Source organism: Variovorax sp. ISS6 (assembly GCF_056523145.1).
This window is the reverse complement of the sequence record NZ_JAWRZC010000001.1, coordinates 2,276,215-2,289,264: the sequence shown is the minus strand read 5'-3', so window position 1 is coordinate 2,289,264 and position 13,050 is coordinate 2,276,215. Positions and strand designations below refer to the sequence as shown.

Below are 13,050 nucleotides of genomic sequence, written 5' to 3'. Positions count from 1 at the left end.
GGCACTCAGGCCTCGAAGGACGCGCGCAGCAGCGGATAGAGCTTGCGAAAGCGCGCATGCCGCGCGCGGTGCCCCGCCGCGGCCTCGGCCTTCGGATCGAAGCGCTGCCGCACCGCGGGCGCGGTGCAGACCGCGGCGATCGCGCCGCCGTCGGCCAGCCAGGCCAGCCGCGCGGCGCCCAGCGCGCCACCGGCCTCGCCGCCCTCGGCCAGCGTCAGCGGCACCTCGAGGATGTCGGCCAGCAGCTGCGCCCACCAGCTGCTGCGCGCGCCGCCCCCCACCAGCGCCAGCGCGCCCGCGGGCCGCGCCAGCGTGTCGAGCCCGTCGCGCAGGCCGAAGCTCACGCCCTCGACCACGGCATAGGCGATGTCGTCGGCGCCGTGCGCCTGCGTGAGCCCGAAGAGCACGCCCTGCGCGTTCGCGTTGTTGTGCGGCGAGCGTTCACCCGACAGGTAGGGCAGGAAGATCGGCGCGCGCGCACGCGCCGCGTCGTCGAGCCGCGCGGCCGCCGCCAGCAGCGTGGCCTCGTCGCCGAAGCCCAGGTGCCGCGAGGCCCAGCTCACGGCGCTCGCGGCCGAGAGCATCACCGACATCTGGTGCCAGCGGCCCGGCAGCGCATGGCAGAAGGCATGCACCGCCTGCGCGGGATTCGGTTCGAAGCGGCTCGAGGCGACGAAGATCACGCCCGAGGTGCCGAGCGAGACGAAGCCCTGCCCCGGCTCCACGATGCCCATGCCGACCGCGCTGGCGGCGTTGTCGCCCGCGCCGCCGGCGATCTTCACCTCCGCGCCCAGGCCCCAGCGTTCGGCGAGCGCGGACTTCAGCGTGGCCGAGACCTCGCTGCCCTCCACCAGCCGCGGCATCTGCGCACGCGTGAGGCCGGTGGCCGCGAGCAGCTCGTCGGACCAGTCGCGCGCGCCGACGTCGAGCCACAGCGTACCGGCCGCGTCGGACATCTCGCCGACCGCCTCGCCGCTCAGCATGAAGCGCAGCCAGTCCTTGGGCAGCAGCACGCGCGCCACGCGCGCGAAGAGCTCGGGCTCGTGCTCGCGCACCCACAGCAGCTTGGGCGCCGTGAAGCCCGGCATCGCGAGGTTGCCCGCGATCTCGCCCAGGCGCGGCACCGCGCGCGTCAGCGCCTCGCACTGCGCGCCGCTGCGACCGTCGTTCCAGAGGATGGCCGGGCGCAGCACCTCGCCGGCCGCGTCGAGCAAGGTGGCGCCGTGCATCTGGCCCGACAGCCCGATGGCGCGCACCTGCGCGAGCGCCGCCGGCTGGTCGGCGCGCAGTTGCGCCATCACCTGCTCGAGCGCCTGCCACCATTGCGCGGGCGATTGTTCGGACCACAGCGGATGCGGCCGGTCCACGGTCAGCGATGCGCGCGCCACGCCGACGATGCGGTGATCGTCGGCGAGCAGCAGCGCCTTGAGCTCGGACGTGCCGAGGTCGAGTCCCAGATACAAGAGAAGCTCCCGGTGGGTTTGGATGAAAGGCGGCGTTCAGGCCATGCCGTTGCCGAAGCGGGTGTCGGCCTGGCGGCGGAACTCGCTGGGCGTCATGCCCTTGATCTCGAGAAAGCGCCGGTTGAAGTTCGCCACGTTGTTGAAGCCGACCTGGTAGCAGATGTCGGTCACGTAATGGTCGGTCTGCATCAGCAGGTGGCAGGCGCTGTTGATGCGCACGCGGTTGACGAAGTCGGTGAAGCTGTTGCCGGTGGAACGCCGGAAGAAGCGGCTGAAGCGGCTCTCGCTCATGCCGAGCTCGGCGGCCAGGTCGGCCATCGAGAGCTGCTCGGTCATGTTGTTGGTGATGCGGTTGACGATGCCGTTGATCTGGTCGACCTGCGCATCGCCGTCGGCGCCCTGCGCGCCCTGCATCTGCACGCTCGACAGCAGCCGGTAGTCGGTGCACTGCGCGAGGTCGGCCAGGAAGCCCAGGAACAGCCCGAGCCGGCGCACGCCGCGCGCGGCCTTGATGTCGTCCCAGTGCTGCTGCGCCTGCTGCGAGAGGCCGAAGAACTCGATGCCGTGGCGCGCGCGCTCGAGCAGCTGCATGACCTCGCGCAGCTCGGGAATCTGCGCCGCGGCCTGCTCGATCGGCTCGTGCCGGAACTGGATCACGCGGTCGCGCCCGGCGGCACCTCCTTCGGGCACGTCGAGCGAGATCCAGTTGTGCGGCAGCCGCGGGCCGCACAGCACCAGGTGGCCGGGCTGGAACGGCCCGATCCAGTCGCCGATGAAGGCCTTGCCCGAGGTCTCGGTGATCAGGTGCAGCTCGTAGTCCTCGTGGAAGTGCCAGCGCACCAGCGGGCTCGGGAAGCCGTGCGCCAGGCATCGCACCAGGCCGGTCTCCTCGGGCGCCTCGTAGCCCAGCGAGGGCGAGCGCGCGAAGTCGCGCTCCAGCTCGGGCTGGCGCTGGCGGGGAATCGAACGCTTGCGGGTGGTGGTGGTCATGGCTGCATGCTCGCTCGCGGGCCGCGCCCGCTGCCAATGCAAGGGTGCTAGAGATTGTCTCCCTGCGCCAGCGCCGCCTGCACGGCCGCCAGCACCGGTGGATCGGCACCCTCGCGGGTGCAGTTCAGGGCCGCGGCGGTGGCGGCGAAGCGCATCACCGCGCGCCAGCCGTCGTCGCCGAGCGCCGCGAGCTGGTCGCGGTGCTCGACGCCCTGTTCGAGCAGCGCGACCGACAGGCCGGCCGTGAAGGTGTCGCCGGCGCCGATGGTGTCGACCACCTGCACGCGCGGCGCGGCCACCGACAGCGGCGCCTTGCCCGCGCGCCACAGCGTGGCGCCCTCGCCGCCGCGCGTGACGATGACGGCGCGCGCGCCCGCGGCCAGGATCTCGGTGGCCAGCGCATCGACCGGGCGATCCGGTGCCAACAGCGCGGCATCCTCGTCGCTGAGCTTCACGAGGTCGGCCATCGCGAACCAGTTGGCGACACGCGCTCGGTAGGCCGCGAGGTCGGGGATCAGGCTGGGCCGCACGTTGGGATCGAACACGATCACGCAGCGGCCCGCGTTGGCGCTCACGAGGTCGGCGATGCGCGTCGCGGCCGGCTCCTGCAGCAGCGAGATCGAGCCGAAGTGCAGAAAGCGGCAGTCGGCCGGCAGCTGCGGCAGCGGCTCGGGCGCCCAGGTCGCGTCGGCGCTGCCGTGCGTGTAGAAGGCATAGCGGTTGGTCTGCGGCGTGCGCTCGACGAAGGCCAGGGTCGAGGGCGCGCTGCTGCGAAGGATGAAGCCGGTGTCGACGCCATTGCGTTCGAGGAAGGCCATCAGCCGCTCGCCGAACAGGTCGGTCGACAGCTGCGTGAAGAAGCCCGTGTGCTGGCCCAGGCGCGCGCAGGCCACGGCCGTGTTGAGCGGCGAACCGCCCTCATGGCCGAGGAAAGCCAGTGCGCCGGCCTCGCTGGCGGTGAAATCGATCAGGGCTTCGCCCGTGAGTGCAATGCGCATGGTGGAGAAAGGATTTTCTTCGGTCAGTTCAGGGCGCCAGCGTCGTCCAGGAAGCCGCGTTCGGCGGCCAAGGTGGCGGGATGGTCGAGCAGTTCGGCGAACAGGCGCGGCGGGATCGTGATGGCGCCGACGCCCAGCGCGAGCAGCGACAGGTAGGCCTCGCGCGAGCGGATGCTCGCCACCAGCAGCCGCGTGCCCGACGCGGGCCGTTGCGCGACCAGCGACTGCATGCGCGCGATCAGCGCGAGCCCGTCCTGGCCGGCATCCTCGAGCCGCCCGAGGTACGGCGCCGCATAGGCCGCGCCCAATTGCGCCGCGAAGTGCGCCTGCTCGGGCGCGTAGACGGCGGTCCAGGTCACGGGCACGCCCTGCGCGATCAGCCGCGCGCCGGCCACCAGGCCCTGGCGCGTGGCGGGAATCTTGATGACGAGCTGGCCGGCGTCGAACTTCGGCAGCAGCGAGCGCGCATCCTCGAGCATGCCGTCGACCTCGCTCGAGTACACCTGAGCCTGCACCTGGCGCGCACCCAGCTCGATGCAGCGCTGCAGCAGGCCGGGCACGTCGGCGCGACCGACACCGGCGCGCCGAAGCAAGGTCGGGTTGGTCGTCACGCCATGGACGACCGGGTGCGGCAGGCAGGCCCGCAACTCCGCGAGGTCGGCGCTGTCGAGGTAGAGATGGAAATCGTCGTTCATGGATCGCGTGCGGCGGGGGCCGGCTATCTTCTCACCGGGCGGCCCGCGCTTCACCGCAAGGAAGGCAAGCGCTCCGATACTTTCCTGACTTCGCTGCAGAGTGCATCGCCACCTCAGCTCATGACGTTGCCGCCATCGACGTTCAAGGTCTGCGCCGTGATGTAGCGCGCCTCGTCGCTGGCCAGGAACACGGCCGCGCCCGCGATGTCGCCCGGCAGGCCCATGCGGCCCAGCGGCACCTCGAGCCCCACGCGCCGCTTCTTCTCGCCGAGGGCCAGTCCCTCGGCCCGGGCGAACAGGCTGTCGACCTGGTCCCACATCGGCGTGTCGACCACGCCGGGCGCGATGCCGTTGACGCGGATGCCGTGCGGTGCCATCGCGAGCGCCGCGCTCTGGGTGTAGCTGATCACGGCGGCCTTGGTGGCGCAGTAGTGCGACACCAGCGCCTCGCCGCGCCGCCCCGCCTGCGAGGCCATGTTGATGACCGAGGCACCGCGGGTGCCGGCCTCGACCATGTGGCGCAGCACGGCCTGCATGACGAAGAACATGCCCTTCACGTTGACGGCGAACAGGCGGTCGAACGAGGCCTCGTCGCTGTCCAGCAGCGGCGCGAGATCGAACACGGCGGCGTTGTTGAACAGCACGTGGATCGGCCCGAAGGCCACCTGCGCCTCGACCAGCAGGCGCGCGATGGCCTGCATGTCGGTCACGTCGGCCGCGATGTAGGCCAGGCGATCGGGATGGCGCTGCTGCAGCGCGCGCACCGCCTCGGAGGGCGCGGCCGCGCGATCGACCACGCTGCAGCGCGCGCCTTCGGCGATGCAGGCCTCGGCGACCGCCAGGCCGATGCCGCCGCCCGCGCCGGTCAGCAGAACATGGCGATCCTGCAGCCGGGTGCTCATGCCTTCGCGCTCACGAAGTCCGAGACGCGCCCGCTCGCGCGGCGCACCGCATCGACCAGCCGCGCATCGCCCGCGATCGGGCCCCACAGGCCCGCGTCCGCGCACAGCGCGGCGACCGGGTCGGCCGCATCGCAGATCGCATGAGCCACGGCTTCGTCCATGCCCTGGTCCTGGTAGGCATAGGGCAAGGCGCCGCGGTGCCAGCGCTGCAGGAAGGCCAGGAACAGCGCGGGCAGCATCGCCACGCTGTCGATGGGCTGGCCCGCGGCCAGCCGCTCGCGCACGGTCGGTGCGATGAAGCCAGGGATCTTCGAGAAGCCGTCGGCGGCCACGCGCTGGTTGGTGTCGCGGATGGCGGGATTGCCGAAGCGGTCGAGCACCACGTCGCGGTAGGCCGCGAGATCGATCGGGCTCGGGCTCAGGCAGGGGATGACATCGTCGCTCACGTAGTCGAAGGCCATCTTGCGGATGGCGGCGTCGTGCGTGCCCTCGTGGATGAAGCCGAGCCCCACCAGCGTGCCGGCCCAGGCGATGCAGCTGTGGGTGGCGTTGAGGATGCGGATCTTGGCTTCCTCGTAGGGCTGCACCGAGTCGACCAGTTCGACGCCCACGCGCGCCCAGTCGGGGCGGCCGGCCGCGAAGTCGTCCTCGATGACCCACTGGATGAAGCTCTCGCCGGTGATCGCGGCCGCGTCGTCGCGACCGGTGGCGGCCTGCACGCGCGCGCGCAGCTCGGGCGGCGGGCGCGGCGTGATGCGGTCGACCATGGCGTTGGGGCAGCGGGTGTTGGCCTGCGTCCAGGCCAGCAGCTCGGCATCGCCCGCGCGCTCGATGAACTCGAGCAGGCCGGCGCGGAAGCGCTCGCCGTTGTGGCGCAGGTTGTCGCAGTTCAGCAGCGTGAGCGGGCCCGCGCCGGCGGCCTTGCGCGCGCGCAGGATCGCGCAGACGGCGCCGTAGATGGTCACGCCCGCGCCACCCGCCTCGCCTTTGGCGGCACGCGCGATGTCGGCAGCGAGGTCGGCGAAGGACAGGTCGAGCCGGCCCTTGGTGTCGAGGTAGTAGCCGGCCTCGGTGACGGTGAAGGAGACGATGCGCGTCGACGACGCGGCGCCGCGCGCGATCGGGCCGGCGAGCGAGGGCTCGTAGGGCAGCACCTCGCGGATGGCCTCGATCTGCTCGTAGCGGTACTCGCCCGCGGGCGACACCGTTTCGAGCGTGTAGCGGCCGCCCTGGGCGCGCAGCGCCTCGACGACCTCGGCCATGTCGGGCCGGATGTTGGCGCCCGAGATCGACCAGCGCGTGTCGCCCGCGTCGATCAGCCGCTGCAGGTAGACCGCCTGGTGCGCCCGGTGGAAGGACCCGAGGCCGAGGTGGAGCACCGTGAACTCCGAGGGAGCGGGTGGAAGGGGTGCTGCTGCGAGAGTCACGAAGAATGTCCCGGAAGAGGAATGAAACGAGAGAGGGGATTCAGGCCGCGACCGCGCGCCCGTCGCGCGTGAACAGGTGCAGCACCGAGGGATCGAGTTCGACCGCCACGTCGTCGCCGGCCTGCAGCGGCGTGCGGTCGTTCTGGCGCGCCACCAGCGGCACGCCGCCCACGTCGACGTGGATCAGCGTGTCGGCGCCCAGCGCCTCGATCAGCTCGACGCGGCCCTGCACGTCCGACACCGGCGCGCCGGCCTTCGCATGCACGCGCAGGCCCTCGGGCCGCACGCCGAGGAAGCCGTCGCTCGGCAGCCGGCCGCCGGTGGCGGCCGAGAAGCTCGGGATGGCGCTGGCCGCCACCATGTTCATCGAGGGCATGCCGATGAACTGCGCGACGAACTGGTTGGCCGGGCGGTCGTAGAGCTCGAGCGGCGTGCCGACCTGCTCGATCAGCCCGTCCTTGAGCACCACCACGCGGTCGGCCAGGGTCATGGCCTCGACCTGGTCGTGCGTGACGTAGATGGTGGTCGCACCGAGCGCGCGGTGCAGCTTGTGGATCTCCACGCGCGTGTTGCCGCGCAGCGCCGCGTCGAGGTTCGACAGCGGCTCGTCGAACAGGAACACCTTGGGCGCGCGCACGATGGCGCGGCCGATGGCCACGCGCTGGCGCTGGCCGCCCGAGAGGTCCTTGGGCAGGCGGTCGAGGTACTGCGTGAGGTTCAGCGTCTTGGCCGCATGCTCGACCTTGGTCTTGATCTCGGACTTGCTCGTGCCCGCGAGCTTGAGCGCGAAGGACATGTTGTCGTACACGCTCATGTGCGGATAGAGCGCATAGCTCTGGAACACCATCGCGAGGTCGCGCTTGCCCGAGGGCGCCCAGGTGATGTCCTTGCCGTCGAGCAGCAGGTTGCCGCTGGTGATCGGCTCGAGTCCCGCGATCAGCCGCAGCAGGGTCGACTTGCCGCAGCCCGAAGGCCCGACGAAGACGATGAATTCGCCCTTCTGGATTTCGAGGTCGACGCCCTTGATGATGTTGACGTCACCAAAGCTCTTCTTGATGTTCTTGAGTTCGAGGTAGGCCATGGGGTGTCTCCCTTTCTTTACTTGACGGCGCCGAAGGTCAGGCCTTGCACCAGTTGCTTCTGGCTGAACCAGCCGAACACGACGATGGGCGCGATGGCCATCAGCGAGGCCGCCGACAACTTGGCCCAGAACAGGCCCTCGGGGCTCGAGTACGAGGCGATCAGCGTGGCCAGCGTGCCGGCCTTGGCCGAGGTGAGGTTGAGCGCCCAGAAGGCTTCGTTCCAGCTCAGCACCAGGCACAGCAGGCCGGTGGAGGCGAGGCCGCCGACCGACAGCGGCATCACGACATGGCGGAACTCGGTCCACAGGCTCGCGCCGTCCATGCGCGCGGCCTCGAGGATCTCGTTCGGGATGTCCTTGTAGGCGCTGTAGAGCATCCAGACCATGATCGGCAGGTTCGACAGCGTGAACACGATGGTCAGCGCGCTCAGCGAGTCCAGCATGCCCGCGGTCTGCGCGAGCACGTAGATCGGCACCAGCGCGCCCACGGCCGGCATCATCTTGGTCGAGAGCATCCACATCAGGATGTCGCGCGTCTTCTTCGTGCGGAAGAAGGCCATCGAGTACGCGGCCGGCGCCGCGATCAACAGGCCGAGGATGGTCGAGCCCAGGCTGGTGATCAGCGAGTTGCGCGCGTACAGCAGGTAGTCGCTGCGCCGCTGCACTTCGCCGAAGTTGTCGAGCGTGGGCTCGAAGATGAACAGCGGCGGCACGTGGATCGCCTGCAGCTCGGTCTTGAAGGCCGTGAGGAACAGCCAGCCGAGCGGGAAGAACAGCAGCAACGCGACGGCCCAGGCGCCGACGGTGCGCAGCAGTTGCGGCAGGAAGTTGCTGGGAGCTTGTTGTTGCATGGTTCAGCTACTCCATCGTGCGGTGGGCAAGACACGGCCCATTCCAGGAACACCACGGAACCGGCTTTGCCGGGCCGTTGGTGTTGCCCCCTGCAAGGGGGTTGGCGAAGCGACACGAAGTGCGCGAAGACTGGGGGTGTGCAACATGACTAGTCCAGGTTCTTGCCGATGATGCGGATCAGGAACACGGCCACGATGTTGGCCAGCACCACCGCGAACAGCGCGCCCGCGGAAGCCACGCCCACGTCGAAGTTCATGAGCGACTGCTTGAAGATCATGTAGGTCATGTTCGTGCTCTCGTTGCCCGGGCCGCCGTTGGTGGTGATGGCGATCTCGGCGAACACGCTGAGCAGGAAGATCATCTCGATCATGATCACCACCGCCATCGGGCGCGCGAGGTGCGGCACGGTGAGGTAGAAGAAGCGCTGGAACGCGCTCGCGCCGTCCATGCGCGCGGCCTCCATCTGCTCGCGGTCGAGCGACTGCAGCGAGGTGATGAAGATCAGGCAGGCGAAGGGCAGCCATTGCCAGGCCACCATGATGATCACCGACAGCAGGGGCACGTCGGTGAGCCAGTCGATCGGCTGGGCGCCGAACATGCGCCACACGTCGGCCAGGATGCCGTAGATCGGGTTCATCATCATGTGCTTCCACAGCAGCGCGTTGACCGCGGGCATGACGAAGAAGGGCGAGATCAAGAGCACGCGCACGATGCCGCGGCCCGGGAAGGGTTCGTTGACCAGCAGCGCGAGCAGCACGCCGAGCACCACGGTGATGCCGATCACGCTGCCGATCAGGAGCAGCGTGTTCCAGGTCGCGGGCCAGAAGTCCGGGTCGGTGACGAAGTACTCGAAGTTGGCGAGGCCCGCGAAGGGATGGTCGCCGGGCTGCATGAGGTTGTAGTTCACGAACGAGAAGTACAACGTCATCGCGAGCGGCACGATCATCCAGAGGAAGAGCGTGAGCACGGCCGGCGCCATGAGCGCGCGGGGCAGGAGTCTTTTCATGGGTGATCCCTTCTCTCTTCTGTCTGGCGCCCTCCCCCAGGGGGAGGGCGCAGGCCGCGCGGCTTACTTGTAGTAGCCGGCCTTCTTCATCTCGCGCTCGGCCGTGGTCTGCGAGGTCTTCAGCGCCTGGTCGACCGTGACCTTGCCCGCGAGCGCCGCGCTCATCTGCTGGCCCACCGCCACGCCGATGGCCTGGAACTCGGGGATGGCCGCGTACTGCACGCCGACATAAGGCGACTTGGGCAGCGTGCTGTCGCTGAGGTTGGCGCTGTCGATGGCCTTCTTCTCGGCGGCGGCGAACTTCGCGACCTTCTGGAACTCGGGGTTCGCGTAGGTCGACTTGCGCGTGCCGGTGGGCACCGCGCCCCAGCCCTGCTCCTTGGCGACCAGGTTGATGTAGTCCTTGGAGGTGGCCCACTTCACGAAGGTCTGGGCGGCGGCGGCCTTGGTCGAGCTGGCGGGGATCGCCAGGTTCCAGGTCCACAGCCAGTTGGCGCCCTTGGGCGTGACGGCCACCGGTGCCTGCGCGAAAGCCACCTTGTCGGCCACCTTCGACTGCTTGGGATCGCTGATGAACGAGGCCGCGATGGTCGCGTCGACCCACATGCCGCACTTGCCTTCGTTGAAGAGCGCGAGGTTCTCGTTGAAGCTGTTGGCCGAGGCGCCCGGCGGGCCGTAGGCCTTCATCAGGTCGACGTAGAAGCCGATCGCGTCCTTCCAGGGCTTGGTGTCGATCTGCGGCTTCCACTGCATGTCGAACCACTGGCCGCCGTTGGTGTTGACCAGCGTGGTCAGGAAGGCCATGTTGTCGCCCCAGCCCGGCTTGCCGCGCAGGCACATGCCGTAGACGCCGGCCTTCGGGTCGTGGATCTTGCCGGCCAGTTCCTTCACCTGGGTCCAGGTCGGCTGCTCGGGCATCTGGAAGCCGACCTTGTCGGCCAGGTCCTTGCGGTACATGAGCATCGAGCTCTCGCCGTAGAACGGCGCGGCGTAGAGCTTGCCCTGGTACGACAGGCCGTCGCGGATCGCGGGCAGCAGGTCGTCGGCGTCGTAGGCGGCATCGGTGGCGATGGGCTGCAGCCAGCCCTTCTTCGACCAGATCGGCGCTTCGTACAGGCCGATGGTCATCACGTCGAACTGGCCGCCCTTGGTGGCGATGTCGGTGGTCACGCGCTGGCGCAGCGTGCCCTCCTCCAGCGTGACCCACTTGAGCTTGATGTCGGGATTGGCCTTCTCGAAGAAGGGCGTGAGCTTCTGCATCTCGATCATGTGGCCGTTGTTGACGGTCGCGATCACGAGTTCGGTGGCCGCCTGGGCAACGAGGCCGGTGCCGGCGAGTGCGAGGACGAGGCCCGCTTTCAGAAAACGCTGCATGTTGTCTCCTAGAGGGTGAGCGACGCCCCCTTGGGTCGCCGTGCCCGGATTCTGGATAAACCGGCTTGCGATTTTGGTACTTCGAATGTCATCGACAGTACTTTCATGCACCGATTGGCTAGTGAAATCCCTAGTCAATGCAATACAGCATGTGTTTTGTGCAATCCAAAGCGTTCAGCCGGTGCCCAGCAGCTGCCGGCGGAACTGGGCCGCCGCGGGCGAGAGCGGCCGCCCCTCGCGCGTGACCAGGCAGATCGGCGGCACGCGCACCGGCAGCTCGATCGGCACCACCCGCAGCAGCCCGAGCCGCGCATAGTGCCGGGCCTGCGAGGCGGGCATGACGGCCGCCATGTCGGAGCTCTCGAGCAGCGCCGTGATGGCGATCGGCGAGGCGGTCTCGAGAATGTCGAGCCGCGCCTGCACGCCGGCCTCGCGCATGGCGGCCTCGAAGCGCCCGCGCTGCGGCGAGCCCGGCGGCTGCAGCACCCATTGCCAGGCCGCCAGGTCGGCCAGCGTGAGGCCCTCGCGCTCGAAGGCCGGATGGCCGCCGCGCACCACCACCACCTGCGATTCGCCGAGCAGCGGCACGCTGGCGTAGCGCGACTCGTCGTGCCCGTCGGTGAGCCGGCCCAGCACCAGGTCGACCTCGCCCTGCTCGAGCTGGGCCTGCATCACGTCGCTGGTCTCGACCACCACCGACACCGCCACCTGCGGATGGCGCCGGCGGTACTCGACCAGCGCGGGCGCCAGCAGCTCGGGCACGGCGCCGGGCACGCTGCCCACGCGCAGCGCGCCGCTGAGGCCGGAGCGCAGCGCCAGCATCTCCTCGCGCGCGCTGCCGAAGTCGCTGACCACGCGGTGGGCGTAGCGCACCAGGATCTCGCCGTAGGCGGTGGGCTCCATGCCGCGCGCCAGCCGCTCGAACAGCTTCTCGCCGAGCGAATCCTCGAGCTGCTGCAGCAGCTTGGTGGCCGCGGGCTGGCTGATGTTCATGGCCTCGGCCGCGCGGCCCAGGTGGCGGTGAGCGTCGAGGCGCACCAGCAGCAACAGCTGGCGCGGTCGCACCTGCAGCATCAGCGAGGCATCGGGCGAGGCTTTCTGGATGGTCATCACCAAAAGTATATGAAGACCCCGCCAATTTCGATTGGATCGAGGGGAGCGAACGGCCTAACCTGCGGCCTCGCCATGCATGGAAAGCAATGGCATCCAAGACCAACAAGCAGGAGACAACCCCGATGCGCCCCTTTTCCCCGGCCTTCCGCCAGCGATGCGCCATCGCATTCGCCGCCGCGCTCGCGCTGGCCACCGGCCTCGCCACCGCCCAGACCGCGCCCGCCTACCCCGACAAGCCGCTGCGCATCATGGTCGGCGCCTCGCCGGGCGGCGGCACCGACATCCTGGCGCGCGTGCTGGCCGACAAGCTCTCGCCCGCGCTCAAGCAGCCGGTGGTGGTCGAGAACCGGCCCGGCGCCTCCAACACCATCGCGGGCGAGCTCACGGCGCGCGCGCCGGCCGACGGCGCCACGCTGCTCCTGGCCACCAACACCGCGCAGGCGGTGGCGCCGCACATCCTCAAGCTCAAGTACGACCCGCTCAAGGACCTGCAACCGCTGGGCCTGGTGGCCGTGATGCCCAACGTGCTGGTGGTGTCGGCCAGCTCGCCCTACAAGTCGGTGAAGGACCTGCTGGCCGCGATGGCGGCCAAGCCCGGCGGCTTCAAGTACGCCTCCTCGGGCATCGGCAGCACGCAGCACGTGGGCGGCGAGGCCTTCAACCTGGCCACCGGCATGAAGTCGGTGCACGTGCCCTACAAGGGCAGCTCGCAGGCGCACATCGACATCATCGCGGGCGAGGTCGAGATGATGTTCGACAGCACCTCCTCGGCCATGGGCCAGATCAAGGCCGGCAAGTTCCGCGCGCTGGCCGTGAGCGCGCCGCAGCGCTCGCCCGAGCTGCCCGACGTGCCCACACTGGCCGAGCAGGGCGTCAAGGGCGCCGACGTCTCGACCTGGTACGGCCTCTACGTGACCGCCGGCACGCCGCGCCCGGCCGTCGAGCGCCTGAGCGCCGAGCTCGCGCGCAGCCTGCAGCTGCCCGACGTGCAGGCCCGCATCAAGGCCCTGGGCGGCGAGCCCGGCAACCTGATCGGCGAGCCCTTCGCGGCCATGAACCGGCAGGAGTTCGAGCACTACGGCCAGCTCGTGCGCGCCGCCAACATCAAGGCCGAATGAGGCCGTCCCCCGCTTTTTCTCCACCGACGAT

12 protein-coding genes are annotated in these 13,050 nt (G+C 69.7%); 1 reads left to right on the top strand and 11 read right to left on the bottom strand.

Annotated features, from left to right (window positions below):
- Positions 1-5: 5 nt before the first annotated feature.
- The 11 genes from xylB to AC1HIL_RS10405 form a co-directional block, all read right to left on the bottom strand.
- On the bottom strand, positions 6-1,463 hold the full coding sequence (gene xylB, locus AC1HIL_RS10455) for a xylulokinase (RefSeq protein ID WP_479671743.1): 1,458 nt from the start codon (positions 1,461-1,463) through the stop codon (positions 6-8).
- 36 nt (positions 1,464-1,499) lie between these two features.
- Complete coding sequence (locus tag AC1HIL_RS10450) at positions 1,500-2,453, bottom strand: AraC family transcriptional regulator (protein WP_057594072.1); 954 nt, start codon at positions 2,451-2,453, stop codon at positions 1,500-1,502.
- A 47-nt stretch (positions 2,454-2,500) separates the two neighbouring features.
- The gene (locus tag AC1HIL_RS10445) at positions 2,501-3,451 is read right to left on the bottom strand and encodes a carbohydrate kinase family protein (RefSeq protein WP_479671742.1); all 951 of its coding nucleotides are present in this window, start codon (positions 3,449-3,451) and stop codon (positions 2,501-2,503) included.
- 23 nt (positions 3,452-3,474) lie between these two features.
- The gene (locus AC1HIL_RS10440; protein ID WP_479671741.1) at positions 3,475-4,146 is read right to left on the bottom strand and encodes a transaldolase family protein; all 672 of its coding nucleotides are present in this window, start codon (positions 4,144-4,146) and stop codon (positions 3,475-3,477) included.
- A 113-nt stretch (positions 4,147-4,259) separates the two neighbouring features.
- Positions 4,260-5,048: an L-iditol 2-dehydrogenase gene (locus AC1HIL_RS10435; protein ID WP_057594075.1), complete on the bottom strand. Its 789-nt coding sequence runs from the start codon at positions 5,046-5,048 to the stop codon at positions 4,260-4,262.
- Positions 5,045-6,427, bottom strand: coding sequence for a D-arabinitol 4-dehydrogenase (gene dalD / locus AC1HIL_RS10430; protein ID WP_479672482.1), 1,383 nt, complete (start codon positions 6,425-6,427; stop codon positions 5,045-5,047). The genes AC1HIL_RS10435 and dalD overlap by 4 nt, the downstream gene beginning before the upstream one ends.
- Before the next feature lie 88 nt (positions 6,428-6,515).
- Complete coding sequence (locus AC1HIL_RS10425) at positions 6,516-7,556, bottom strand: ABC transporter ATP-binding protein (protein ID WP_057594077.1); 1,041 nt, start codon at positions 7,554-7,556, stop codon at positions 6,516-6,518.
- A gap of 17 nt (positions 7,557-7,573) precedes the next feature.
- Positions 7,574-8,407: a carbohydrate ABC transporter permease gene (locus AC1HIL_RS10420; RefSeq protein ID WP_296741062.1), complete on the bottom strand. Its 834-nt coding sequence runs from the start codon at positions 8,405-8,407 to the stop codon at positions 7,574-7,576.
- A 149-nt stretch (positions 8,408-8,556) separates the two neighbouring features.
- Positions 8,557-9,414 carry a carbohydrate ABC transporter permease gene (locus AC1HIL_RS10415; RefSeq protein WP_057594079.1) on the bottom strand — a complete coding sequence of 286 codons (858 nt, stop codon included), beginning with the start codon at positions 9,412-9,414 and terminating at the stop codon, positions 8,557-8,559.
- Positions 9,415-9,477: 63 nt separating this feature from the next.
- Positions 9,478-10,788: an ABC transporter substrate-binding protein gene (locus AC1HIL_RS10410; protein ID WP_261209665.1), complete on the bottom strand. Its 1,311-nt coding sequence runs from the start codon at positions 10,786-10,788 to the stop codon at positions 9,478-9,480.
- 174 nt (positions 10,789-10,962) lie between these two features.
- Positions 10,963-11,898, bottom strand: a complete 936-nt coding sequence (locus AC1HIL_RS10405) for a LysR family transcriptional regulator (protein ID WP_422097929.1) — start codon at positions 11,896-11,898, stop codon at positions 10,963-10,965.
- A 125-nt stretch (positions 11,899-12,023) separates the two neighbouring features.
- On the opposite strand from AC1HIL_RS10405, the gene AC1HIL_RS10400 reads away from it, so the two are divergent.
- Positions 12,024-13,019 carry a Bug family tripartite tricarboxylate transporter substrate binding protein gene (locus tag AC1HIL_RS10400; RefSeq protein ID WP_057594081.1) on the top strand — a complete coding sequence of 332 codons (996 nt, stop codon included), beginning with the start codon at positions 12,024-12,026 and terminating at the stop codon, positions 13,017-13,019.
- Positions 13,020-13,050: the final 31 nt, after the last annotated feature.